Origin of the sequence: Deinococcus sp. LM3, from assembly GCF_002017875.1 — a bacterium.
In the GTDB taxonomy this organism is placed as follows: domain Bacteria; phylum Deinococcota; class Deinococci; order Deinococcales; family Deinococcaceae; genus Deinococcus.
On the sequence record NZ_MUFV01000007.1, the window covers coordinates 38,810 to 60,822 of the forward strand.

28 protein-coding genes and 2 pseudogenes are annotated in these 22,013 nt (G+C 64.6%); 20 read left to right on the top strand and 10 right to left on the bottom strand.

What is annotated here, in order from left to right:
• Positions 1 to 74 precede the first annotated feature (74 nt).
• From BXU09_RS19615 to BXU09_RS21115, 11 genes are all read left to right on the top strand, one after another.
• Positions 75 to 1,169: a hypothetical protein gene (locus BXU09_RS19615; RefSeq protein ID WP_078305994.1), complete on the top strand. Its 1,095-nt coding sequence runs from the start codon at positions 75 to 77 to the stop codon at positions 1,167 to 1,169.
• A 72-nt stretch (positions 1,170 to 1,241) separates the two neighbouring features.
• Positions 1,242 to 1,658: a hypothetical protein gene (locus BXU09_RS19620; protein WP_078305995.1), complete on the top strand. Its 417-nt coding sequence runs from the start codon at positions 1,242 to 1,244 to the stop codon at positions 1,656 to 1,658.
• 3 nt (positions 1,659 to 1,661) lie between these two features.
• Positions 1,662 to 2,093: a hypothetical protein gene (locus tag BXU09_RS19625; RefSeq protein ID WP_078305996.1), complete on the top strand. Its 432-nt coding sequence runs from the start codon at positions 1,662 to 1,664 to the stop codon at positions 2,091 to 2,093.
• On the top strand, positions 2,090 to 2,818 hold the full coding sequence (locus tag BXU09_RS19630; protein WP_078305997.1) for a hypothetical protein: 729 nt from the start codon (positions 2,090 to 2,092) through the stop codon (positions 2,816 to 2,818). The genes BXU09_RS19625 and BXU09_RS19630 overlap by 4 nt, the downstream gene beginning before the upstream one ends.
• Positions 2,815 to 3,210 (top strand): hypothetical protein, encoded by a 396-nt coding sequence (locus BXU09_RS19635; RefSeq protein ID WP_078305998.1) that lies wholly within the window; start codon positions 2,815 to 2,817, stop codon positions 3,208 to 3,210. The genes BXU09_RS19630 and BXU09_RS19635 overlap by 4 nt, the downstream gene beginning before the upstream one ends.
• A gap of 2 nt (positions 3,211 to 3,212) precedes the next feature.
• On the top strand, positions 3,213 to 3,614 hold the full coding sequence (locus BXU09_RS19640) for a hypothetical protein (protein WP_078305999.1): 402 nt from the start codon (positions 3,213 to 3,215) through the stop codon (positions 3,612 to 3,614).
• Positions 3,611 to 3,988, top strand: a complete 378-nt coding sequence (locus tag BXU09_RS19645) for a hypothetical protein (protein ID WP_078306000.1) — start codon at positions 3,611 to 3,613, stop codon at positions 3,986 to 3,988. The genes BXU09_RS19640 and BXU09_RS19645 overlap by 4 nt, the downstream gene beginning before the upstream one ends.
• Before the next feature lie 34 nt (positions 3,989 to 4,022).
• The gene (locus BXU09_RS19650; RefSeq protein ID WP_078306001.1) at positions 4,023 to 4,499 is read left to right on the top strand and encodes a hypothetical protein; all 477 of its coding nucleotides are present in this window, start codon (positions 4,023 to 4,025) and stop codon (positions 4,497 to 4,499) included.
• Complete coding sequence (locus tag BXU09_RS19655; RefSeq protein ID WP_078306002.1) at positions 4,499 to 4,732, top strand: hypothetical protein; 234 nt, start codon at positions 4,499 to 4,501, stop codon at positions 4,730 to 4,732. The genes BXU09_RS19650 and BXU09_RS19655 overlap by 1 nt, the downstream gene beginning before the upstream one ends.
• Positions 4,729 to 5,409, top strand: a complete 681-nt coding sequence (locus tag BXU09_RS19660; protein ID WP_078306003.1) for a hypothetical protein — start codon at positions 4,729 to 4,731, stop codon at positions 5,407 to 5,409. Before BXU09_RS19655 ends, BXU09_RS19660 begins: the two co-directional genes overlap by 4 nt.
• 224 nt (positions 5,410 to 5,633) lie before the next feature.
• Entirely contained in the window at positions 5,634 to 5,810 is a 177-nt protein-coding gene (locus BXU09_RS21115; protein WP_168174700.1) for a hypothetical protein, read from the top strand.
• 79 nt (positions 5,811 to 5,889) lie between these two features.
• Here the strand turns inward: BXU09_RS21115 and BXU09_RS20750 are convergent, their stop codons facing one another.
• Positions 5,890 to 7,452 carry a delta-60 repeat domain-containing protein gene (locus tag BXU09_RS20750; RefSeq protein ID WP_144012451.1) on the bottom strand — a complete coding sequence of 521 codons (1,563 nt, stop codon included), beginning with the start codon at positions 7,450 to 7,452 and terminating at the stop codon, positions 5,890 to 5,892.
• 477 nt (positions 7,453 to 7,929) lie between these two features.
• Here BXU09_RS20750 and BXU09_RS19675 point away from each other — a divergent pair, with 477 nt between their 5' ends.
• From BXU09_RS19675 to BXU09_RS20755, 5 genes and pseudogenes are all read left to right on the top strand, one after another.
• Entirely contained in the window at positions 7,930 to 8,988 is a 1,059-nt protein-coding gene (locus tag BXU09_RS19675) for a hypothetical protein (protein WP_078306004.1), read from the top strand.
• 80 nt (positions 8,989 to 9,068) lie between these two features.
• Positions 9,069 to 10,648 (top strand): annotated as a pseudogene (locus tag BXU09_RS21795) (phage tail tape measure protein).
• A complete protein-coding gene (locus BXU09_RS19690; RefSeq protein ID WP_078306007.1) occupies positions 10,645 to 11,064 on the top strand; it encodes a hypothetical protein in 420 nt (139 codons plus the stop codon). Before BXU09_RS21795 ends, BXU09_RS19690 begins: the two are co-directional and overlap by 4 nt.
• 38 nt (positions 11,065 to 11,102) lie before the next feature.
• Positions 11,103 to 12,818, top strand: coding sequence for a hypothetical protein (locus BXU09_RS19695; protein ID WP_144012452.1), 1,716 nt, complete (start codon positions 11,103 to 11,105; stop codon positions 12,816 to 12,818).
• The gene (locus BXU09_RS20755; protein WP_144012453.1) at positions 12,713 to 13,021 is read left to right on the top strand and encodes a hypothetical protein; all 309 of its coding nucleotides are present in this window, start codon (positions 12,713 to 12,715) and stop codon (positions 13,019 to 13,021) included. The genes BXU09_RS19695 and BXU09_RS20755 overlap by 106 nt, the downstream gene beginning before the upstream one ends.
• 224 nt (positions 13,022 to 13,245) lie before the next feature.
• Here BXU09_RS20755 and BXU09_RS21120 read toward each other — a convergent pair whose 3' ends face one another.
• Positions 13,246 to 13,416 (bottom strand): hypothetical protein, encoded by a 171-nt coding sequence (locus BXU09_RS21120; RefSeq protein WP_168174702.1) that lies wholly within the window; start codon positions 13,414 to 13,416, stop codon positions 13,246 to 13,248.
• Positions 13,417 to 13,638: 222 nt separating this feature from the next.
• Here BXU09_RS21120 and BXU09_RS21125 point away from each other — a divergent pair, with 222 nt between their 5' ends.
• Both BXU09_RS21125 and BXU09_RS19700 read left to right on the top strand, forming a co-directional pair.
• Positions 13,639 to 13,794 carry a hypothetical protein gene (locus tag BXU09_RS21125; protein WP_168174703.1) on the top strand — a complete coding sequence of 52 codons (156 nt, stop codon included), beginning with the start codon at positions 13,639 to 13,641 and terminating at the stop codon, positions 13,792 to 13,794.
• A 684-nt stretch (positions 13,795 to 14,478) separates the two neighbouring features.
• The gene (locus BXU09_RS19700) at positions 14,479 to 15,102 is read left to right on the top strand and encodes a hypothetical protein (protein ID WP_078306009.1); all 624 of its coding nucleotides are present in this window, start codon (positions 14,479 to 14,481) and stop codon (positions 15,100 to 15,102) included.
• A 48-nt stretch (positions 15,103 to 15,150) separates the two neighbouring features.
• On the opposite strand, the gene BXU09_RS19705 is transcribed toward BXU09_RS19700, so the two are convergent.
• The 8 genes and pseudogenes from BXU09_RS19705 to BXU09_RS22165 form a co-directional block, all read right to left on the bottom strand.
• On the bottom strand, positions 15,151 to 15,561 hold the full coding sequence (locus BXU09_RS19705; RefSeq protein ID WP_240501544.1) for a transposase: 411 nt from the start codon (positions 15,559 to 15,561) through the stop codon (positions 15,151 to 15,153).
• Positions 15,513 to 16,250, bottom strand: a complete 738-nt coding sequence (locus BXU09_RS21800; RefSeq protein ID WP_346417607.1) for a Tn3 family transposase — start codon at positions 16,248 to 16,250, stop codon at positions 15,513 to 15,515. Before BXU09_RS21800 ends, BXU09_RS19705 begins: the two co-directional genes overlap by 49 nt.
• Positions 16,214 to 16,885: pseudogene (locus BXU09_RS22160) on the bottom strand (Tn3 family transposase); the annotation flags it as partial. The pseudogene BXU09_RS22160 and the gene BXU09_RS21800, both read right to left, overlap by 37 nt.
• A gap of 35 nt (positions 16,886 to 16,920) precedes the next feature.
• The gene (locus BXU09_RS19720) at positions 16,921 to 17,631 is read right to left on the bottom strand and encodes a hypothetical protein (protein WP_078306013.1); all 711 of its coding nucleotides are present in this window, start codon (positions 17,629 to 17,631) and stop codon (positions 16,921 to 16,923) included.
• 136 nt (positions 17,632 to 17,767) lie between these two features.
• On the bottom strand, positions 17,768 to 18,088 hold the full coding sequence (locus BXU09_RS19725; protein ID WP_168174704.1) for a DUF4158 domain-containing protein: 321 nt from the start codon (positions 18,086 to 18,088) through the stop codon (positions 17,768 to 17,770).
• A 243-nt stretch (positions 18,089 to 18,331) separates the two neighbouring features.
• On the bottom strand, positions 18,332 to 18,472 hold the full coding sequence (locus tag BXU09_RS22065) for a recombinase family protein (protein ID WP_276205864.1): 141 nt from the start codon (positions 18,470 to 18,472) through the stop codon (positions 18,332 to 18,334).
• Positions 18,412 to 18,732: a recombinase family protein gene (locus BXU09_RS21805; protein WP_346417608.1), complete on the bottom strand. Its 321-nt coding sequence runs from the start codon at positions 18,730 to 18,732 to the stop codon at positions 18,412 to 18,414. Before BXU09_RS21805 ends, BXU09_RS22065 begins: the two co-directional genes overlap by 61 nt.
• Before the next feature lie 504 nt (positions 18,733 to 19,236).
• Positions 19,237 to 19,464 (bottom strand): transposase, encoded by a 228-nt coding sequence (locus tag BXU09_RS22165; RefSeq protein WP_144012456.1) that lies wholly within the window; start codon positions 19,462 to 19,464, stop codon positions 19,237 to 19,239.
• A gap of 65 nt (positions 19,465 to 19,529) precedes the next feature.
• On the opposite strand from BXU09_RS22165, the gene BXU09_RS22170 reads away from it, so the two are divergent.
• Together BXU09_RS22170 and BXU09_RS19745 are read left to right on the top strand one after the other, a co-directional pair.
• Entirely contained in the window at positions 19,530 to 19,955 is a 426-nt protein-coding gene (locus tag BXU09_RS22170; protein ID WP_346417609.1) for a hypothetical protein, read from the top strand.
• A gap of 1,466 nt (positions 19,956 to 21,421) precedes the next feature.
• Complete coding sequence (locus BXU09_RS19745) at positions 21,422 to 21,907, top strand: winged helix-turn-helix domain-containing protein (protein WP_078305908.1); 486 nt, start codon at positions 21,422 to 21,424, stop codon at positions 21,905 to 21,907.
• The last annotated feature ends 106 nt before the right edge of the window (positions 21,908 to 22,013 follow it).

Below are 22,013 nucleotides of genomic sequence, written 5' to 3' on the forward strand. Positions count from 1 at the left end.
ACCGACAGTCGCCCCGCCAGCCGCTCCCACCCCAGGGAGCGGCTCTCCCATTCCCCCACCAGGAGAAGCACGCCATGACGAAAATCAAGACCCTCAAGCAGCTCGAACTCGGCCTGTACCAGGACGCCAAGAGCCACAACATGACCCTCAGCCAGCACCTGAACGACCTCGCCCGCAAAGGCGACATCAGCGAGGACCTGTACCGCCCCGACGCCCGCAACAGCGCCGGCGAACGCGTCGACGCGTTCCAGCAGCTCGTCGCTGCCGCCGGCATCCGCACCAAGGGCGAATTCGCGAACACCGGCGGCGCGTTCCTGGACGACCCCAGCAACCGCGTGCTGTTCCCCGAGTACGTCGTCCGCGAGTACCGCGACGCGGAACGCGACGCCGTGAACGTCCTCCAGGCGAGCGACATCGTCAGCACCCGCGTCGGCATCGACGGGAACGCCTACCGCACCGGCGTCATCGCCGAAGGTCAGGAGAAGGACCTCGAGTTCGGCCGCGTCGCGCAGCTGGGCGAGATGGCCGTGTACCAGATCCTCCTGGCGGACAAGGCCGTCAACGCCCAGAAGTACGGCGGCGTGCTGCGCATGAGCTACGAAAGCATCCGCCGCGCCCGCCTGCCCATCCTGGGTCGCTACATCGCCAAGGTCGCCCGCGCGCAGGGCCGCCGGAAGGCCAAGCAGGCCCTCAATACCGCCCTGAACGGCGACGGAAACGGCAACCCCGCCCCCGCGAGTGCGGCCGCCGCGACCGCCACGCTCACCCTGGCGGACATCATCGCCCTGCAGATGGACGGCCTGCGCGACGGCGTGCAGTTCACCGGCCTGGTCGGGGACGCCGCCACCATGGCGCAGGTCCTCGCGCTGGACATCTTCACCGCCGCGAACGCCAGCACCAGCGGCGCGGACTTCCGCGACAACGGCAACTGGCCCCGCGTGCTCGGCATGATGCCCAAACTCGCCATGGCCGACAGCGCCCTGGAAGGCAGCAAGAAACTCCTCGCGTTCGACCAGCGCAACGGCCTGGAGGAGTTCTACGAGAACGGCAGCGAACTCGTCGAGAGCGAGAAGGTCATCACCAGCCAGTTCGAGAACATCGTGATCAGTGAAGTGGTTGGGTGGGCCAAACCTGACGCGGACGCCTTCCGCACCAAGGCGCGCCAGTAACCACCCGCGCTGAGCGCACCCCCGCAGTACCCGTGACCCCCGCTCAGGCCTGAGCGGGGGCAGGAGGACCCCATGGCAACGAAGAAAGAACTGGCCGCCAGCATCAAGGCCGCGACCGGCACCGACCTCAACCCTGACAAGCTCACCGCCGAGAAACTCGAAGAACTCGCGGAACTCGCCGAGCAGGGCGAGGAGGGCCGCGAAGCCTTCGACGCGAAACTCGCCGAGTACGGCCTGAGTACTGACGGGAAACCCACCACCCCTGGCGACAAGGCCCCCAGCGCCGCCCCCGGCGACGAGACGCCCGCCCCGAAACCCGGCGCGAAAACCCGGCGCGTCCGCACCAGTGACGCCATCGCCGCCCGCAACGGCGAGTTCACGGATCCCGAAACCCGCGAGACGATCGGCAAGGACTGGGTGGACGTCACCGCTACCCGGTTCGTGCGGGACCTGATCACCAGCGGTCAGGTTCTCGACGACGAGGACTGACCCGTGATCACCCTCGCGTCCACTGACGTGCCGGCGCTGCTGCCCATCCCGGGCCTCCCGTCGGTCGCTCAGCCGTTCCTGAATCTGGGCGCGCAGTGGGTGCAGGGGGAACTGACGCGCCTGAATCTCGCGCCGGACGCCCTGCAGGAGCCCGCCCTGACCACCGCCCGCACCGCCATCGCCGCGAAGGCCCTGGCATACCAGGCGGCCCTGACGGGCGGCGTGACGGCGCTCACCACGGCCGCCACCAGCGCCGGCGGCATCGACAGCATCAAGATCCCCGGACTGGAAGTGAAGCTCAGCAAGGTCAGCATGGACGGCGCGGCGCAGTACGGCGTGGCCGGGCAGACCTGGGATGACCTCGCGGGCGAGCTGCTCAGGCTGATCAACCCGGCACCCGCCGGATTCCTCGCGTTCGCGGGGGTAGCCCGGTGATCTTGGGGTTGCTGAACGCCGCGTCCGCGCAGCTGGATCAGGTCGGCCCGATCATCGCGGACGTTCTGGCCAGCGATCTCGCGCAGCCCGTCACGTTCCAGCGCTTCGGGCAGCCGCCCGAGCCTCTGCGCGCCCTGATCGGCCAGGAGGAGGACCGCAGCACCGACGCGCCGGAAGTGCACGAGCCCGGCATCAGCAGCCGCAGTTTCACGGCCCTGCTGCCGTACCACGAGGCGGCCCTCACGCCCGGCTGGACACTCACGGACGCGGGTGGCCGGATCCACGTGCCGGTCGCGCCAGTCCTGAATCCCGCCGGGCGGAACCTGTTCCTGGTCGCGCGGGTCGCGCCGCTCGTCGAACGCACCCGCGTCCACGACCTGGCATTCGGCGTGCCGAGGCAGGGCATGGTCCGGGACTCGCTGGGCAACCTCGTCCCCGCTCCCGGCGCCACGCTGGCCATGCAGGCCCGCCTGAGCGCCACCACCGACCCGAAACTCCGGGACACGGTCGGAGCGGACAACGCGGACCTGGTGCTGATCGGTCGCTGGGGCAGCCTCACCGCGCCTACCAGCCGTCCGGACGGCGTGCGCTGGGGCAGCCGGTCCCCGCTCGTCATCGACGGGCAGGCCGGGACGCTCACCGTGCAACTCGCCTACCCGGACGAGGACACCGCCACCGAAGCCCAGTTCGGGCAGCGGTTCCTAGCCCTCTGGAGGACCCCATGACCCCACGAAAGAAAGCATCCCCGAAAGCCGACGCGCCGGAATCCACCCTGGACCGCCTGCTCGCCCGCGTCACCGTCGAGGACGCCCCCGACCAGGAGGACGCCGCGACCTTCGCTGTGGACCGCGTCACCCGCACCGTCCTCGTCCGCGTGAACCCGGACCTCGTGAACGACGAGGCCCGGCACGGGTACCGGCTGCGCGGCGTCCTGAAGCTCGTCCTGAGCGGGTACGCGGCGTACAACAACGACGTCGCCCGCCGGTACGGCCGCTTCGACGAGGGCCTCGTGTACGAGCAGGCCGAGTCGGACGCCCTGATGGACCTCGAACCGCTGCTGCACGGGCTGCTGCCGTTCGAAGCGCCGGACGCGCCCGCCCCGGCCAGCGAGGACTGACCATGGCCGTGCGCGTCACCACCGACATCCGCCCCATCGAGGACCGGGGCCGCCGCGCCCTGCTCGCCACGGCCGACGCGGTCGGGAAGCGCGCCGCGCTGCTCATCCGCGCCCGCACCTGGGCGTGGCCCGGCACCACCAACCGCGTGAACGGCGAGGTGGCCGGCCCCAGGCGCAACATCGTCGACACCGGCACCCTCGCCCGCAGTCAGCAGGCCCCGCGCCTCACCGGGCCGCTGAACGCCCAGATCACCTGGACGGCCGAGTACGCCGCCGCGATGTTCCTCGGCGCGGTGTTCCGCAAACGCCGCTACAGCCTCCCCGCCCGCAACGCGCCCGCCCAGGCGCTGCGCAACGTGAACCTCGCGCAGGAATTCGCCCGCGCGTACCGGCAGGACCCGTGAAGCAACCCACCCCCCTCCAGCTGCGCGAGGCGGTCGAGGCGGCCCTGCGGGACGGGGACGTCACGCCCGGGACGTACACCTGGCCGAACGGCGCGCAGACGCCGGCTCTGTACACCGGAGACCCGCCCGAAGGGGTGACCGTCACCGGCCTGGAAGTCCTGATTCCCGCCACGCCCGACAGCGACGTGATCAGCACCTTCGCCGGCGCGATCACCATCGACCGGTACCCGATCCGCGCGGTCGCGCACGACGGGCAGAGCCTCACGCCGTTCTTCACCGCTCTGGCCAGCGCCTTCCGCAGCGTCGCCGCCCCGCAGGTCCTGCAGGCCACTGACCGCTACCCCGACCAGATCCTCGTCACCGTCACTCCCTGAGCCGCGCGCTCATCCCCTTCAGGAGGGAACCACCATGGGTTACACCGCCGCAGAACTGAAAGAAAAGATCACCCTCGGCCGCGACAGCATCTTCCGCGTCGCCCCCCTCGGAGTGAACGGCGCCATGCCCGCCGCCGCCGCGTACAAGGAACTCTGCCTCGCCAGCGAAGTCACCGTCGGCTTCGAGAACCGCACCATCAGCTTCCAGAACTTCTGCACCGGCGGCGACGAGATCGAAATCCCCGTCGGCAGCACCGGCAGCGTCGACCTGAGCGAAATGCAGTGGATCGAGGACGACGAGGCGCTCGTGATCATGGAGACCGCCGCGCGTGACCTGACCCCCATCGCGTTCGAGTACCTGCCCGCCGGGGCCGGCACCGGCAAGACCGTGTACCGCGGGATCATGGACGTCAAGAGCTGGAAGGTGAAGAGCGCCAGCGACGGCACCGTCACCGTCGAAAGCCCCACCCTCGGCGCGCCCGGCAAGCCCGAGAAAGGCACCCTGGTCTGATGATCTGGCGCGACACCTGGGACGGCACGCCCGGGGTCGTCGTCATCACGGAACACGCCGAGGAGGACGGGCAGCTGGACGCCGTTCTCCTCGGCCTGCGCCTGGACACTCTCCCCGCCACCGCCCACGTCACCAACGAGCACGGCCGCGCCCTGTGCGTCCAGCTGCCCCGTGACGTGGAGCCCTTCAGTCTCAACACCCGCGTCACCCTGACCGTGGAGGTCACAACATGAGAAGCCAGAAATTTGCCTTTGGTACCAACACCCGCCGCGCCCTGCCGTTCACCGTCGCCGGCGAGACGTTCTTCGCGCACCCCCTGACCGCCGACGAGGACCTCACCCTCGCGGACATCGCCGACCGCTACGACCTCGACGCCCTGAGCGGCGCGGTCCTCGCCCCGTTCATGACTGAGATGGCCGGCATGCTCGCCCAGATCCTCCAGACCCGCGTGCAGGGCAATGCCCTCATCCCCGCCGAGTGGGTCCTGACGAACGTCGGCCTCAGCACGCAGACGCCCATCCTGGATCTGCTGCGCACCGGCAAGCGCCCCGAACAGCCGCTGGAACTCACGTCCTGGCTCGACGAGCCGTTCAGCATCCAGGACCGCGCCTTCACCGCCCGGCCCCTGAACTTCGCGGAACACATCCGCCTCGGCAGTCTCCCCGAGGACGGCACCAGCCGCGAAGTCGCGCAGGGTAGCGCCGCCCTGATCGCCGAGTACCTCGACGCCCGCACCCACGAGGCTGGCGAGCCCGTCACCGCCGCGTGGCTCACCGCGAACGTCACCGCCAACGAACTCGGGCAGATCCTCAGCCTCCTCCAGAACGGCCCGGAGGCCCTCGACCCAAACGCCGACCGCCCCGAGGAGGGCAGCCCGCCCAGCGAGGCGGACGCGTCCAGCACATCCTGAGCGTCCTCGCCGCTTACGGCGAACGCTACGGCACCGACCCCGCCACCCTCCTCGACCGGCCCATCGCGCAACTCGAAGCGCTCGTCGAGGAAGGCCACTACCTGCGGTACATCGAGCACCGCCCGCTGTACCAGCTGCTCGCCACGTACCTCAACGGGCACGGCGGCAAGGACCCCCAGGCGAAGAAGGTCCCGCGCTCGCGCCTCTTCTCGCCCGAGGAACTCATGCCGCCCCACCTGATCCCCGACGACCTGCGCCCCTTCCGGTTCACGCCCGGCGAAGCGCAGGCCATCCTGGCCGCCCTGCCGCACCTGAAGCCCGGTGGGAACTGGGTGTTCCAGGCGCTCGTGAACAAGATCATGCCGTTCGACGAGATCAAAGCCAACGCTCTGCTGCCTTAAAAGGCACCTCTTGCTGATCTGCTCAATAATATTAAGCGGCATGATTTGTATTTAAAAATAATGATAAATAAAATTAGTACTACTCAAAAAATGAATATATCACACCCCTGTCACTGAAAGAGCTGCTGGAAATTTCTAGATCTCCATAACCAATATAGCGACTAAGCCTGCTGTTCCAGACTACTTTTGAAAGAGTAGTTCGACCGTTCTCATAGTTAGATGGTCTAGAGAAATTAAATCTCTTGCTCTTACCCGATTCATCTATCTCAACTGCTGTTGATTCGCCGCGGGTGTATGAATCGTATAGCACGATATTCTGATTCTTTAGCTCTAGTTCATCAAAAAGTACATCCTTATCACTATCAAGATTCAGTCGGCCGCTTTCCCCGAAGGAAGTAACCGCTTCGCCATTTTTGTTTAGTTTAATGATAGCTCGATTTAGATTTTTCGTCCTTCCGAAAATTACTATTTGATCTCGTGAATCTATTTCGGTGTCAATCAAAATATCCTCACTTGACCCTAAATCGATATCCAGCTTCCCTTGTTTGCCGAATTTGCCATCCAGTGTGCCGTTTTCTAGAATTTTTATGATCGATATATTTTGATCTACCTCACCGCTGACATATGAGAATACTATTTCCCCTCCTGAAAGTGCTCGAATCTTATTATAATGACGCAGATGAGATGCTATGTTTAGTGTAACGGAACTAAAAGTATTATCATACGTACCATCTGGATTAAGTCTAAATATGCTGGTTGTATCATACTGAGTGTTGTGTATAGAGACTAATACCCTTCCCTTTGAATCCATATCAGTGGATAGCACTGGAAAAAATGCTTTTGACAACTTTAAAATTCCGTTTGATTCATATGAAGTGTCTATAGATCCGTTGCTTAAAAGTCTAATAACACCAAAGTACTCACCATAATATCCAAATACTAGCAGCTTTCCGTCTGCGGCTTCATATATCTCCACTCCTCTTTCATCGTTATCGCTGGGATTAACTACGACATGGCCGTCTGAGCCAAACGTTTTGTCAATTATCCCAGATTCACTAAATCTTGAAATGGTGAATGCAATATCGGTTCCGCGTGACAGTTGGGTGTACCCGAGAGCCAATACTCGTCCCCTAGTATCAAAAGTAATATCCGAAGCAGCATTGCTGATTGCTCCTGAGGGAATAGGCAATGCAGCCAGACCATTGCTGCCGAATGACGAATTGTATAAGCCTGATACGGCTGGTTTAATTGAGACCATGATTGGCAAATTCTTAACTAAATCGCCAATTCTAGCTGATATTGTTCCTCTGACGATTCCTAGATTGGCTTTATCTGTCGCTCTTAGGGTAACTAGGCGCCGTCCTGAGGAATCTTTAGGCGCAATATTTACTACCTCGATTCCGGAGCCATTTTCCATAACGATTTCTAATTCGAAAAGACTTGGTGCATTGTTATTATTTTGCATCAGGGAGACGGCAAAACTCGCGTCACCCCCTCTTGCTATTTCGATTGAGGTAGGGAAGTTAAATTGAATATCGGCTTGTGGAGGGGCGGGAGGTGTGGGTTCGGGGCTCGATCCTCCTCCGCATGCTGAAAGTGACAAAGCAAGGCAAACTGCCAGAGTGGTTTTTGTGTATTTCACCCCTTGATTTTTGCACGCTTCGCAAAATTGCGTTTCCTCAATTGCCGTGATGGGACCACAGGACAGCCTGGAGTGCTAAGAGGCTATTGGTAGTCCGTTGACTCTGGATGGGGTTGACGTCCAGCACGCGTTTTGCGAGAGATGTCGATATCAGCCTTCATTCCGTGTGGGACGCAATGATCGGAGGAGTCAACGGACTACCAATAGGCGTGATGTCTCAAACCATGCACCGATTGACTCTTGTTTTCGATCTGCTGATACCGGCCACGAAGACAGGCCGAAAATCGTCCCAGACGACCTTAATCGCGCTTGCGGTGCGAATGCTTGGCAAGGCAATACGCTGCAGCGTAAATAGTCAAAATCCGTCTCACATGTTGTTTGAGGCGACTCCACGCCGTCTCATCGTGCTGCCATTGCCGTTTTCTCATGCTGCTAATCGTCTGATTGCCCCTTCCTGCTCTCTGGAGGTTCCACCGCATGACCAACGTCGGATCTGCCCGCATCGACCTCACGCTGATCACCACGGCCGCGAAAGCCAGTCTGACCGCGTTCGCGAACGCTGCCCGCGCCGAACTGCAGGCGATCTCCAAACCCGTCCGCATCAACGTGAAGGCCGACCCGGCCCAACTGCGCGGCCAGGTGGACGGCGTGAAAGCCGCGTTCCGGAACCTGAACACCGACCTGAAAAGCCTCCTGCGGGTGGACGTCAGCGCCCTGAAAGGCGTCATCAGCCGGATCGGTAAGCAGATCACGGACCTGACCGCCCTGGAAGGCCGGATCCGCAGCCTCGGCGGCGGCCCTGGCGGGGGCGGCGGCAACGGGGCCGGTGGCGGCGGCCCGGGCGTCAGCAACGCCTACGCCTCGCAACTCCGCGCCCTGCAGGCCGACCTGAAGAACAGCGTCCTGAACACAGCTCAGTTCGATCAGGCGACCCGCAACCTGAAGGCCACCATCGACGCGGAGATCGCCAGCCTGCGGGGCCTCGGTCCCCTCACGCAGAGTCAGCAGGCCCGCCTGGACGCCCTGCGGAATAGCAGTGGCCAGGCCGCCACCGCTCTGAAGGGACTGGCGGACGCCCAGGCCCGCGCCGCCCGTGAAGCGGCCCGTGGTGCCGAGCGCGCCCAGTCGGAGGCCGTCGCGAAACTCGGCCGTGACCTCCAGAGCCTCAAGGGTCAGTACGACCGGGGCGAGGTCAGCCTCCGCACGTACCTGCGCGGCATCCAGGGCATCGAACGGGACGGCCGCGCCATGGCCGCCACCCTGACGGCCGGCAGCCGCGAGGCCGCGAACCTCGAACGGACCATGAAGGGCCTGACGCAGGCCACCCGGAACATCAACGCGCAGAGCATCACCAAGATCCGCGCCGACATGGCCGCCGCCCGCGCCGAGTTCGAACGCGCCACGGCCGCCGCCGGACGCTTCGCCGACAAGCGTGCCGCCGTGCAGGCCTTCGAAGCCGAGATGAAGCGCCTGGAAGGGCAGATCGCCGCCGTGGGCCGCCGCACGACCACCACGACCGCGCAGATGGCGAACTGAGCCGCATGAGTGGCCAGATCCGCTCGAACCTGAACAGCCTGAACAACAACCCCAGCGGCGCCGGGTTCGCCGGAGGCATCATGGCTGCCCTGCGCCAGCTGCCGCAGTTCGCGCAGATCGCCGGGGGCAGCCTCGGCGCGGCCGCCGCGCAGGCCGGAACGCTCGGCAGCAGCCTCAGCGGCGTCGGCGCGGTGGGCGGACCCGTCGCCATTGCCATCGCCGCCGTCACGGCCGCCGTGGTCGCGCTGGGCGTCGCGATCGCCGCGAGCGTCAAGACGGCCGCGCAGTTCGAGCAGGTCCTCGCGGACATCCGCACCCTGACGCAACCCACCGCCGAGCAGCTGCGCCAGCTGACGGCCGCCACGTTCGACATCGGCAAACCCCTCGGGGTCGGGGCGCGCGACGCGGCCGGCGCGGTCCTGGAACTGAACCGCGCGGGCCTGAGCGCCACCGACGTGATCGGCGGGGGCCTCAAGGGCGCCCTGGAACTCGCCGGGGCGGCCGGGATCACTGCCGCCGAGGGCGGGAAGCTCGCCGTGAGCGCCATGACGGCCTTCGGGCTGCAGGCGCCGCAGCTGTCCACCGTCGCGGACGTGTTCGCGAACTTCAGCAACAAGACCTTCCTCGGCGCGCAGGACCTGAGCCTCGCGATCGCGGCGGTCGGTCCGGTCGCGCGCGACGCGGGCCTGAGCCTCGAGCAGTTCACGGGCACCATGGCCACCCTCGCGCAGGGCGGATTCAAGAACATGTCGGACGCCGGCACGTCGCTCAAGACCATGCTGCTGTCCCTGACCGCGCCGGTCGAGACGGGCGCCAAGGCCCTCGCGGCCCTGAACGTCAGCGCCTTCGACGGGGCCGGGCAGATGCGGCCCTGAACGACGTCCTGAAAGACCTCAAGGCCAAACTGGTGGACCTGACGCCGCAGGCGCAGAAGCAGCTGCTCCGGCAGATCTTCGGTCAGGACGCCCTGCGCGCCGCGCAGATCCTCCTGCGCGAAGGCCCGAAAGCCATCGAGGCGAACACCGAGGCGATGAAGAAACAGGGCGAAGCCGCCCGCGTCGCCCGCGAACGTCTCGAGTCCCTCCAGGGCGCCGGGAAGCAGTTCGGCGCGGCGTTCGAGCAGGTCAAGATCCAGATCGGCACGCCGTTCCTCGCGGCGCTCGCCGCCATCGTGCGCGGCGCCACCCAGGCCGTCGAGGCGTTCAGCGGCATGATCACCCTCTCACAGGAAGGGAAGGGTGCGTTCGGGCAGCTGGCCGACTCGGCCCGCACCGCCATGACCGGCCTGGGCAGCATCGTCACGACCGTCTTCGCCGGCATCCGTGTCGTGTGGGATTCGGTGCTGTACCCCGTTCTGAAGGTCCTCTGGGAAGTGTGGACGGTCATCCAGACCGCCGCGACCGTCGCGCTCGGCATCCTGCTGAACGTCGTGAACGGCGTGTTCCAGGGGGTCATCGCCGCCATCGGGTCGCTGCTGTCCGCGTTCGGCGTCGGGCAGGGCGGCATCACCCTCAGCCTGCAGGGCATCGCGGACGCCGCCACGCGCGGCGCCGGCATTGCCCGCCTGGCGCTGGTCGCCCTCGGGCGGTTCGTGGCCAGCCTCCCGGACGTGTTCAAGCTCGCCGGACCGGCATTGGCACGATCCTCGCCGGGGTCGTGAAGCTCATCCAGGCGTTCGGGCAGGGCGCACGCGCCGTGTTCGTCGCCGCCGGCGGGTACGTCGGTGCGTTCGCCGCGAGCGTCGGCCGGAACGTGCAGGGCGTCGGCCTGATCATCAAAGGGCTGGCCGGGGTGTTCGGGGCGCTGCTGCTGGCCGTCCGGAACGCGTTCGTCACGCAGGCCGGGCAGGTCCTCGCGGCCGGCATCCGCCTGTACGGGCAGTTCAGTGACGGCGTGAGCCGGGTGCTGTCGCAGGCGGCCGGGGCGTTCTTCCGGTACGTCGTGCAGCCCGTCCAGGCGGGCGCGGACTTCCTGATGCAGGCGTACAACCGCGTGAGCAGCATCGTCGCCGGGGCTGCGAACAGCATCAGCCGCATCCTCGCGCCCATCGGGAACGTCCTGAAGGCCCTGGCCTGAGCGTCGGGGACGCCCTGGCCGGAGTGGCCAGCGCCGCCGTGAGCACCGCGACCGGGATCATCGACCGCTTCGCCGGTTCCTCCCAGGCGGCGTACGACCGTGCTCAGGCGGCGGCCGCCGCGTCCGCCAGGGACAGCGCCACGAGCACCGCCGACGGGGTCGCCAGCAGTCTGGCCGGCGCGACCAGCGCCCTGAAGGACTTCGCGGCCGACAACGGAGCCGGGAGCGCCCTGAACAGCGCCCTCGGGAACGTGCAGGCCGGCCTGAACGGCGTCAGTTCGTCCGGCGCGCAACTCCAGCAGGACGTCGCCGGGGTGGCCAGCACCCTCAAGACCGACCTGGGCGGCGCCGCGCAGACCGCGCAGGCCGGACTGGGCGACATCCGCACCGGTGCCCAGCTGACCGGCGCGGCCCTCGACGCCGTCCGCGCCCGCGCGCAGGACGCCGCGCAGGGCTTCACGCAGGACATCAAGACCCTCGGGCAGACCGCCAAGGTCACCGCCGCCGCCGTCCAGGCCATCAAACCCCCCACCGTCATGCCCAGCGGCACGAAAACCCTGAAGGACCTCGGGCTCAATGACGACGGGACCGCCATCACCAGCAAGGGCGGCGCGAAGACCACCGCCGCCGACCTCGTCAAACAGGCCGAGCTGAAGAAGAGCCTGAAGGAACTCACCCCGCTAGAACTCGCCCAGGCCAAGGCCGAAGCGGAGCGGACCAACAACAAGAAGGCCATGACGGCCATCCTTGCCGAGGAGGCCCGCCGGGAACGGGAACGCACGTCCGCCGTGAAGGCCGGCACCACCGCCGACAGGGCGGCCGCCGCGACCCGCGAGACGCTCGTCCGGGAGATCCGGCAGAGCATCGCGGCGTTCAAGCTCCAGTCCGACCAGGGCAAGGTCACGGCCGCCAGCCTGCTGGCCTTCAACCAGCGGATGGAGGACTTCCAGGCGCGCGTGCAGAAACTCCCCCTGGCCCTCCAGGCGGGCACGCAGGCGCTGTTCAACCAGGCGGCCGCCCTGGCGTCCAGCACGAAGGTGCAGGCCGCTGCCGCCCGGACGGTCGCCCTGAGTGGCGTGGCCCTCACCGAGTACAAGGAAGCCCTGCGCGGCAAGACGAAGCAGCAGCTTGACGACATGGAGAAGCAGGCCCGGGCGAACCGGCTCGGCACGCAACTGAACGCCATCCTGGCGGAACGTGCGCGCCGTGCGGGCGTGCAGGCCGCAGCCGACAAGAAAGCCAGGCAGCAGCCGAGGCGGCCAGCAAGGCCAGCAGACCCTGATCCGCGAGACCGGTCAGCTCAACGACCGGTTCAAGCTCCAGGTGCAGCAGGGCAAGGTCACTGCCGAGAGCCTCCAGCGCTACCAGCAGGCCCTCGCCGATACCAGGGCGAAGGTCGACCAGCTTCCGCCCGCGCTGCGCGCCAGCGTCACCGCCCTGATCACCCAGGGCAGACGCTCGCCACTCAGGGACAGGGGGTCATCAACCGCCGCACGGAAATTGAGAAGCTCCGTGCCGAAGTTGACAAGTGGACCCTCTCCGAACTGGAGAACGCCCGCGCCCGCGTCCTCGCAACGGCGGGGACAAGGACAAACTGGCCCTGCTCGACGCGGAGATCGGGAAGCGCAAGCAACTCACGGACGCGCAGGTGCAGCAGGCCCTCACCGAGAGCCGACTCGCGCAGGCCGGAGCCGACCAGGGCACCGCCGAAGGCGAGTACGAGAATCGCAAGGCGGCGGCCAAGGGCAACCTGACCGAACTGCTCCGCCTGGAACTCCAGTTCGGGCAGCGGGTTCAGGACGCCCGTGACGCCGCCGCCCGCGCGACCGCCGCGACGAGGACCGCCAGACCCGCGAGAAGTACGCCAAGCTCCTCGCGCTGGAGGCATCACCGACGCCCGCGCCGGGAACTCGAGGAGGCCCGGGACCGCGAACTCGCCGCGAACACCGCCGCCTGAACAACACCCTCGCGAAGAACCTCAGCGACCGCACCACCGCAGAGGAGGACGCCCGCCGCGCCCTGAACGCGGCCCTGGAAACCCTGGACCGGGACACCGCCGCCGGATCCGCGCCAGCCTCCTGGCTGACCTCGAACAGCGCACCCGCGACGTCGAGAACCAGCAGGCGGACGAACTGGACGCCGAGAACCTCACTGAAGCCAGAAGCTGGAGATCCGCAAACGCTACCAGCCCAGCTGCTCGCCGCCAAGCGCGCCGAGGTCGATCAGTCCCGCGCGATCGAGGAAGCCGCCGAACGCGACCGCTACCAGGCGGCCGTGGACGAGGCGCAGCAGCAGGGCCTGCTGGACCAGCAGCGCCTCCAGGCGGACGGCACGACCCTCACCGTCCGGCAACTGCTGGAACGGGACACCAGCTTGCCCTCGGCCGGATCCGCACCGACGCCGAGAACGCCTACCGCGACTACCAGCTGGCCGTGAAACGCGACACGGTAAGCAGCTCACCGCCAGCGAGAAGGAGACCAGCGAGGCCTGAAGACCGAGATCAACGGCCGCATCCAGGACCTGCAGGACAACCTCGACACCCAGGACGCCGCGCAGCGCGCCACCGCCCGCAGCGTGCTTCAGACCTGGCGCACCACCTACGCCGCCATGGGCAAGAGCGGGGAGGCGGCCGTCGCGCAGATCGACGCGGCGCTGCGGTCCCTCGATCAGGTGAGCGGGAAGGTCCGGCAGAAGCCGCCGGGCTGGTCGGAGATCCGGACGCCCTGCTGACCCAGGGGGAGAAGGACGTGGCCGCCGTCGGCAAACCCGACGACGCAGGCAGCGCGAGTGCGAAGGCCGCCGCGCAGTTCGACACGCTGCGGGACACGTACACCACCAAGCTCGCGGACCTCCGCGCGGCCTCGCGGCGTTCGCGGAGAAACGCGACGAGGACCTCACGCCCGACGAACTCCAGGTCCGTGACGGTCTGCTCGCCACGCAGCAGGCCTACAGACGCTGCTGGACAACGTCACCCTGGCCGCTGCGAAAGCCGGCGAGGACGCCGCCACGGCGTTCAACCAGGCCCAGAAAGACCAGGCGGCCGAGAGCGCCCTGGCCCTCGCCGAGGCGCAGAAGCCCTCGCGGACGCCGAGGGACGCGACGGCAGCCCCGCGTACCTCGCCGGACTGAACGCCGCTCTGGCCTACTGGCGCGCCCGTCTCACCGGACTGGTCGCCGGGACGCCCGAGTACATCGACGCCCTCAAACGCATCACCGATCTCGAAGGGAAGGTCGCCAGTGAAGGAAACCCCGCCGCCGACCGCCTGACTATGCTCGCCGGGATCGTCGGCAAGGGCGGAAGCTCCAGGGCACCATCAGCGCTGGACTCGATGGGCTCGCCGCGTACCTGAAGAAGGGCGGCGGGCAGGGCGGCCTGATCGCCGGGGCGCAGGCCCTGATCGGCGACTGGCCGGGGTGTTCAAGACCGGCGACGAGGATATCGACGGCGTGATCGACACCTTCGTGAGCGGCGTGCAGGCCACCCTGGGCGCCCTCGCCAAGGGCGACTGGATCGGCGCGCTGATCGCCGGCGTCACCACGGTCGTCACCACCCTCATCGACATCTTCCAGGGCGGCGCGAACAGCGCGAAGAAAGCCGCCGAGCAGGTCTCCCAGGCGACCAAGGACGTGAAGTTCTTCGACCTGAGCAAATACGCCAGGGTTGAGAGCCGCGGCGGATTCTGGGGCTGGCTGGGCTTCAAGAAAAGCAGCATCGACCAGGAGAGCGTCGACATCGCCAAGGGCCTCGGGGACGCCCTGTACAGCGCCATCAGCACCGGCATGCTCGACGGCATCAAGCAGGGCAAACGGTCCTTCGCGGAACTCGGCCTGGACGTCCGCAAGGGCCTCGGGCAGCAGATCCTCCAGGGCCTGATCGACGGGTTCGTGAAGAGCGCCGTCATGCAGGGCATCCTGCAGCCCTTCCTCGACACGTACATCACCGCCATGAAATCCGGGAACGCCCAGGCACTCGCCGAGGCCGCGAACGGACTCCAGGGGGCCATCGCGCAGGGGAACAGCGCCCTGACCACCTTCTAGGGCTTAACCTAGCGAAGGACAAAAATTTGTCCAACTCGCCTGTACCCGCTAGACCCTGAGTGGCAGCCGCTCATGCATATTCAGCGTGAAGGTGCCGTAGGGATTGATGTGCTGCCACTTCAGTGGGGTCAAGGCCCGCAGGTCCGCCCCGGTCAACTGCCCCTGCCACTCCGGCTCTGACAGCACCTGCTGCATCATCAGCGTATTGACGTAGACCAGGCTGACCTGGAGCAGGTGCAGGCCCAGCATCTGGATTTCCTGCTCCTCGATGCGGTTGCTGGTGAACTCGCCACCCTTGCCGTACAGGATGAAGTCGTTGGCGCTGTTCCACGACTCGATCACCTGCAAGCCCTCGTGGATCTCGCGGCGCAGGCTCTCTTGGCGCAGATAGTCGCACAGGAAAGCGGTTTTCACCGCTTTCCCCAACTCAGCCAGCGCCCGGTACGTCGGGTGCTGCACGTTCTGGCGGGTAAAGCGCCGCAGGATGCTCTCGGCGTCCGCCGTCCCAGCCGCAGGGCGGTGGCGAGCTTGATCATCTCATCGTATTGCTGCTCGATCAGCTCCCACTGGATCGGGCGGGTCAGGATCGCTTGCAGGTGGACGTATTTTTCTGGCTCGCCCTTATTGGGGCGGTACAGCTTCTGGTGCTTGATGTTCTTCAGACGCGGCAGAAGCTGAAAGCCGAGTAGCTGACAGAATGCGAAGCCCACCTCGCTCTGGCCGTGGGTGTCTACGTAATTCTTGTCCACCGCCATCTCGGTGTCGTGCCGAAGCACGCCCTCGATCATGGCGGCCACCTCGCTGCTGGAACAGCTTTTGAGCTGGCTGTAAATGCACACCGAATGCTGCTCGACGTGCCAGTACACCATCACGCCGGGACCGCCGTAGCGGGCGTGCCACTCGGTCATCAGGTTCTGGTCCCAGGCCCCGAACTTCTTGCTGTCCGAGGCGCAGGCGGTGGTGGCCTCGCCCCACAGCGTGGCGTCCCTAGCCTGAAAGATGGCGTTGCACACGCGGCTGATCGCTGCCCGGAGGTGTTCCTTGTGGACGTAGCGACGACGGATGTACTGGAGGTCAGCGAAGCTGTCCTCCCGCCCCCACTGCACATCCGCTTCAGGCCCGCGTTGGTGCCGATGCCGTGCAGACACAGCAGCAATCGGCGCTGCACCACCTCACGGCTCAGCACCTCACGGGCTGCCACCGAATGGAAGGCGGTGGTGAACCCGGTCCGCAGTTCCGTTTCTTTCAGGACATCCAGCAGGTTGGTCATCGGCCAGCGCTGTACCAGCGCCGCGGCCAGCCGGGTGATGTTCTGCGGTTCGGGGAGGGCGGCCAGCGGCGAGATTGACAGCCGCCCCTTCCCCTTCTTCGACGTGACCAGCTTGACTCTGGCGTTGGTGGGAAGATCGGTGTTCAGTGCGTCCAGCGCGGTTTCCATGTGGGTGCGAAGCTGACGGGTAAACGTCTGAGCTTCACCCGGTTGGGCCAGGGCCGAGTAGTACTCGGCCCGTTTCTGCTCGAAGTCGCCGGGAAGGTCCTCATCGGGATTGCGGAAACGCCCGGCTCCCTCGACCCAGACCTCCTTGCAGCGGATCTTGTCACGCAGCGTGGTCAGGACGCACATCTCGTAGGTGACGCGGTTGACCTTGCGCCCCTCGACGTCATCGAGGACCAGGGCCTGCCAGTCGTCCTTGACGACACCACCCAGCGGCACGTCCTCGTTCAGGGGAAAGGTCAAGGTCCGGCGGTCCCGGTATTTCGCCAGCAGCTCCAGCGCCCGCATGATGGGCCGGTGGCGGTCGTTATTGCAGCGGAAGGTCAGGGCGTCCAGCAGCAACGAGATGGCCCGCGATAATGGTGGCCGTAGGAATTGCGCGTAACCAGGCGCACCTGGCGGTCATAGTTGCCCTCGGCCTCCATCTCGCGGATCAGGTCATCGAGAACCGGCTCCGGCACCACCGGATAGATCACTTCCCGTACTGCTCCTTCCGGCTGAGCGCGGGCGGCCTTCGCCAGCTTGAACAGCAGCGCACTCTTGCCCCTGACCCGCCGGAGTTGCCGCAGCAACTCCGCCTCCACCTTGCTCTCGGCGTGGGTGCCGATGTGGTGGGCCACCCGGATGAGCAGTTCCACCAGGTCATCGGTGACTTCGGTCTGGCGTTGCCAGCACAGCGCGGCCAGCAGGACATGGCGCAAGGGGGCGGGATGGCGTCGCAATTCGCGGGGCGGTTCGCTGGCCGCCCGGCGACGGTACTGCCCGACGACTCTGGGCGGAACGCCAGTGAAAACCTCGGAAGTCAGCCCCAGGGCGCGCAATTCGTCGAGCTTGGCGAGTTCTTCGAGGACGGTGTCCACCTTGACCCGCCCGGCGGTGTCCTTGAGCGCGGCCAGCGTGGAGCGGATGACCAGAAGGGGTTGCAGGTCATCTGCCGCCGCGTCAGTGCTGATCAAAGCGTCCAAGGACTGACAGGACTGGGGCTTGAGGCGAGCCTGAATGCCTTGCAACCAGCGGGCTTCCTGCCTGTTCACGGCAGCGCGCAGGCAACGTCCCAGGCGTTCCGCCGTGGGCGGAACGAGGCGCTCTCCCGCAAAAACTCTCGTCCCTGCTGTTTCAAGGTTTCCGAGTCTGAATTGAGATCGGCGATCAGAGGCATGAGATGGGCGATCAACGCGGTTTCATCCAGCCCCGAAAGGCCCGGAAGCCACAGAAGTGTGCCACCTCATCGCGGTAACGCCGAGCGGTTCGGGTGGACCAGTCCACCTCCGCCCAGCATGCCGGGGAGACCGCAAGCTGCTGGGCCAGGAAATCGACGACCACCCGGGCACCCTTGGGGATGGTCCAGAAACTCGCCCTGGGCTGAAAGGTCTTGAGCAGCGCAGCCAGACTTAGCGAGGCCGCCTCGCCCTTGAAGCCCAGGAACGCCCGTTCTGGATGGGTCAGGGTGAACTGCCCAGCCAGCTCTTCGGGGGACCAGTCGTGTTTCACGCGCCAGCTAACGCCGGAGCAGTCGGGTGATGGTGCTGGGATGGACCCCGAATAGGCGGGCACACTGCGCCGCTGTCCGCCGCCCGGACCCACCGACTCGCGGATGTCCTGTTCCTGATGGGCAAGAGCTTGCGTTTGCGGCCTCCAACACGCCCTTCCAGCCGGGCCTGTTCCAGGCCCGCGCGGGTTCGTTCCCGGATCATGGCCCGCTCGAACTCCGCGAAGGCCCCACCATCTGCATCATCATTCGGCCCGCCGGGGTGGTGGTGTCGATGGCTCCGTCAAGCTGCGAAAGCCTACGCCCCGATCTCCCAGCAGCTCCATCAGGTGAAGCAGATCCTTGAGGCTGCGGCTGAGTCGGTCCAGCTTCCAGACGATGACCACATCCCCTTCTCTGAGCTGGTCGAGCATCTTGTGGAGTTCGGGCCGGTCCCAGCGGCCCCCGAAGCGTGTTCGGTGAACACGCGCTCAGCCCCACCGTCCTTCAGCGCCCGCAGTTGCGCGGCGGTGTCCTGTTCGTGTTGCTTGCTGACGCGGGCATAGCCAATCTGCATGGGGCCTCCGGGTTGCGAAACAGGTTGCCATTCGCTCATTTGCAATAGTTTCGCAATGTGGGAAGTAGCCTGCATCAGATGGTCCGACATTGCACAGACGCTCGTTTGTGCAAGCTTAGGCTACATGGCGACCCGCTGAAGGATGCCGCAAATCTGCAACTCTGGGGAGGATATTTTTTCTATCCTGGGACCGGGAGGAGGCCTTGCCACATTTCGCCTCCCTCGACTTGTCAACTCAGGAGGGTGTATGAAAAGAGTTAGCCTTTTGGTCATCACGCTGCTGCTTGCTGGATGTGGTCAGACAGATCTTGCCCGACTGTGCGAGAGAGCGACTCATCGAGCGCCGTCACCGATTCTCGCCCAGAAGGGCCGACTTTTGCTGCACAGGACACACTAAAGTCTGGCGGCGATCTCACAGCACAGGACGTCACTGGTTGCACGAAGGAGGTTTCAAACCCTCACCAATCGGGCCACAATAACGCCGAGATCATCACCAAGGGGCAGTTAACCTGTGGGCCTACTAATCAGGATTTACGTGCGTACATTACCGTTTACATGTGGCACTCTAGTGGATGACCACAGGCATGACGATGGTTATTCATCGCAGTGGTAGTGACGTTTGAGCTTGTCCCGTGCCGCCGATATCGAAAACTGCCAATTCGCCCGCACCGACCGCGCATTGCGGTCGGTTTCCCACGCCAGCAACTCCGCTTCGACGGCATCCACACTGGCCAAGCGCTGCCCCAGACACTGTCGTTGCAGGACTGACCACTCCAGTTCCGCCATGTTGAGCCACGACGCATGTTTGGGCGTGTACACCACTCGAAGCGTCGGCTCAGCCGACGCGCCTCCTCCGCCGGGAGATGTTGATACAGCGCGGCCGGACTGTGCGTCGACAACTGATCCAGCACCAGCACGATCCTGTCCGCTGCCGCGTACCGCATGTCCAGCGCCTGGAGCTGTGCCGCGAACTCGGCGTTGCCTCGCCGTTCCGTGACCGTCACGGTGCGCTGACCCATCAGCGGTTCAAAAGCCACGAAGAAATTCACTGTGCCAGCGCTTGTATTCATGATCGACCCGTGCCGGGTATCCGGCACGGGTGGCAGCGGATCGCGCACGTGATCGAGCATCTGGTAGGACTTCTCATCGAAGCAGATCACCGGCCGACGGGCATCGTAGGGCAGGGCGTACGTATCCAGTACGGCTTCCATCCGCCACACGAAGTCTGCGCCTACCTGAGCGACACACCACTCTCGACCTGCCACGGCTTGAGGACGTTTTTTTCAGCGTGCGCCGGACAGTTTCATCACTGATGCTGTCTACGACCCCCAGTGTCACCAGACGATCAGCCAGCAACTGCATCGTCCAGGTTTCGCGCCCGACGGGCGCAGAGCACACTTCGGCAATGAGGATGGCCGTCCCGTGAGCATCAAGTTTGGGCGGCTGTTTCGGCCGGGCTCTTTCGTACAGGGCGGCCTTCAGGCCGCCCTGTACGAACTTGCGCCGGATGGAGGCGACGGTCACGGTGCTGACGCCCACCGCTCGGACGTTCCGATCCTTCAGTCCCTGGTCACTGAGCAGTAACAGGCGGGCGCGGGTCATGACCCGCGCACTGTGGACGCCTTTGCGGGTCATGTCCGTCAGTTCCTGCCGCTCGTGTGGCGATAACGCCACCACAAACTGTTTCTGTCGTCCCATCCCTCAGCTTAAATCAAGCCAAGCCTGTGGTCATCCAGCACTCTAGTGGGGCACTCTATCGTAAAAGCTCTACACAGATTCTTAATTTAAGCCGTATAATCTGACCAAGTCTCCGTGGAGTTCTAATGTTGCTGCTGGACCCTGTGTGCCTGGATACTACTACGGCAGTATCAATGTAAAATACACTAATTTCAGTGGCGGTATCGTCAGCTATTCACCTGATCTCTATACTGGCACTATCTACGAGGACTGCATCTACTGAACGCTTAGAGGATAAGGGCTTAGCAAATCCTTGCTAAGCCCGTTTAAATAAATGTACACTTAAATGCATTTACAATCATAACATCAACTCGCCTGCCAGTACTCTCGACGCGTCGGAAAAGTGTTAATCCGGAATCTCGATCAATAATATACTGACAACTCAGGAATTTTCCAGTAAATCATCTGACGTCGAACCGCGCAGAAGGGGCGGTACAGGTTGTGCTTGTACTTCAAAGGCTTGCCGTTCTAAGAATACGCAGTTCTCTACGCTGATCAGATAACATTGTGTAATTAGCTCTTTGGTTCTGCATATAACTTGATTCTGAAATCTAAAATTGGACAGGGTTGGCTGAAGGTAAGCGGGCGGAATATGCATTCCGATGAGTCCCTGACGTCTCTCAAGCTCCGCCACTTCCAATCGTGTGAATTCTTGCCCCTTTTGAGCGGTGTACACACCATCTTTGATATCAACAACTGCCGCAACACCCTGAGGATCGTTTTCGGGGAAATACTCAGATGGAAGCTGTGATTGCGATACCAAGACAACTGTGTCTGGCGTGGGGCTGGGGACAATTCTGGCTGCTCCTGCACCTGGCTATAGGACACGTCGCAGGAGAGGAGCTGGTGGGGACAGCGGTAAGCTGCGTGAGAAAAGCCCAATCCATAGCTGATTATCGCAATAATGCGTTGAGTTCCGAAAGAGGGGCAAGCAATACCAGCGGGGGAGCGGGGACTTCCTAAACGCGTGTCACCCAGTGCCAAGATTCAACACATTATTGATTCCTGCGTTGGAGCGTAACGAGAGGGGTAGGATGAGGGCATGCTGCCAGCCTGGCAACCCACCCGGTGGACCCGCGAACAGATGGAAGAACGGCGACTGTTCGCTGAACCGTATCTCCGCGCAGGGGAGCTGAGCTCCACCCAGATCGCCGAACGGTGCGGCGTCAGCAGCAGTGCCGTTCGACGATGGCGACAACGTCTGCGCACGCAGGGCTCTCTTGAAGCCACCATTGCTCCAGGCCGCACACCACGACTGACGGACGCTCAGAGCGCCCAGATCATGACGATCCTCAGCGCGGGGCCGGGCCCCGCGCAGGCCCCGAATGCCCGCTGGACGTGCCCACAGGTGCGCGAGCTGATCGGCCAGACCTACGACGTGTGGTACGACGTCGATCACCTCAGTCGGCTCTTACGGCAGTGGGGATTCACACCACAGAAACCGATGAGGCGGGCACGAGAACAGGATCAGGAGGCCCTCGTCAGCTGGGTGGACACCACGGTGCCCGAGTTGGAAAAAAAAAGTTGAGGCCGGAGAAACACTCGTCTTCATCGATGAGGTGGGCTTCAGCTTGAAGCCCACCGTGACCCGCACCTGGGCCCCTGTGGTCAGACGCCCGTGTTGGTATCCAAGC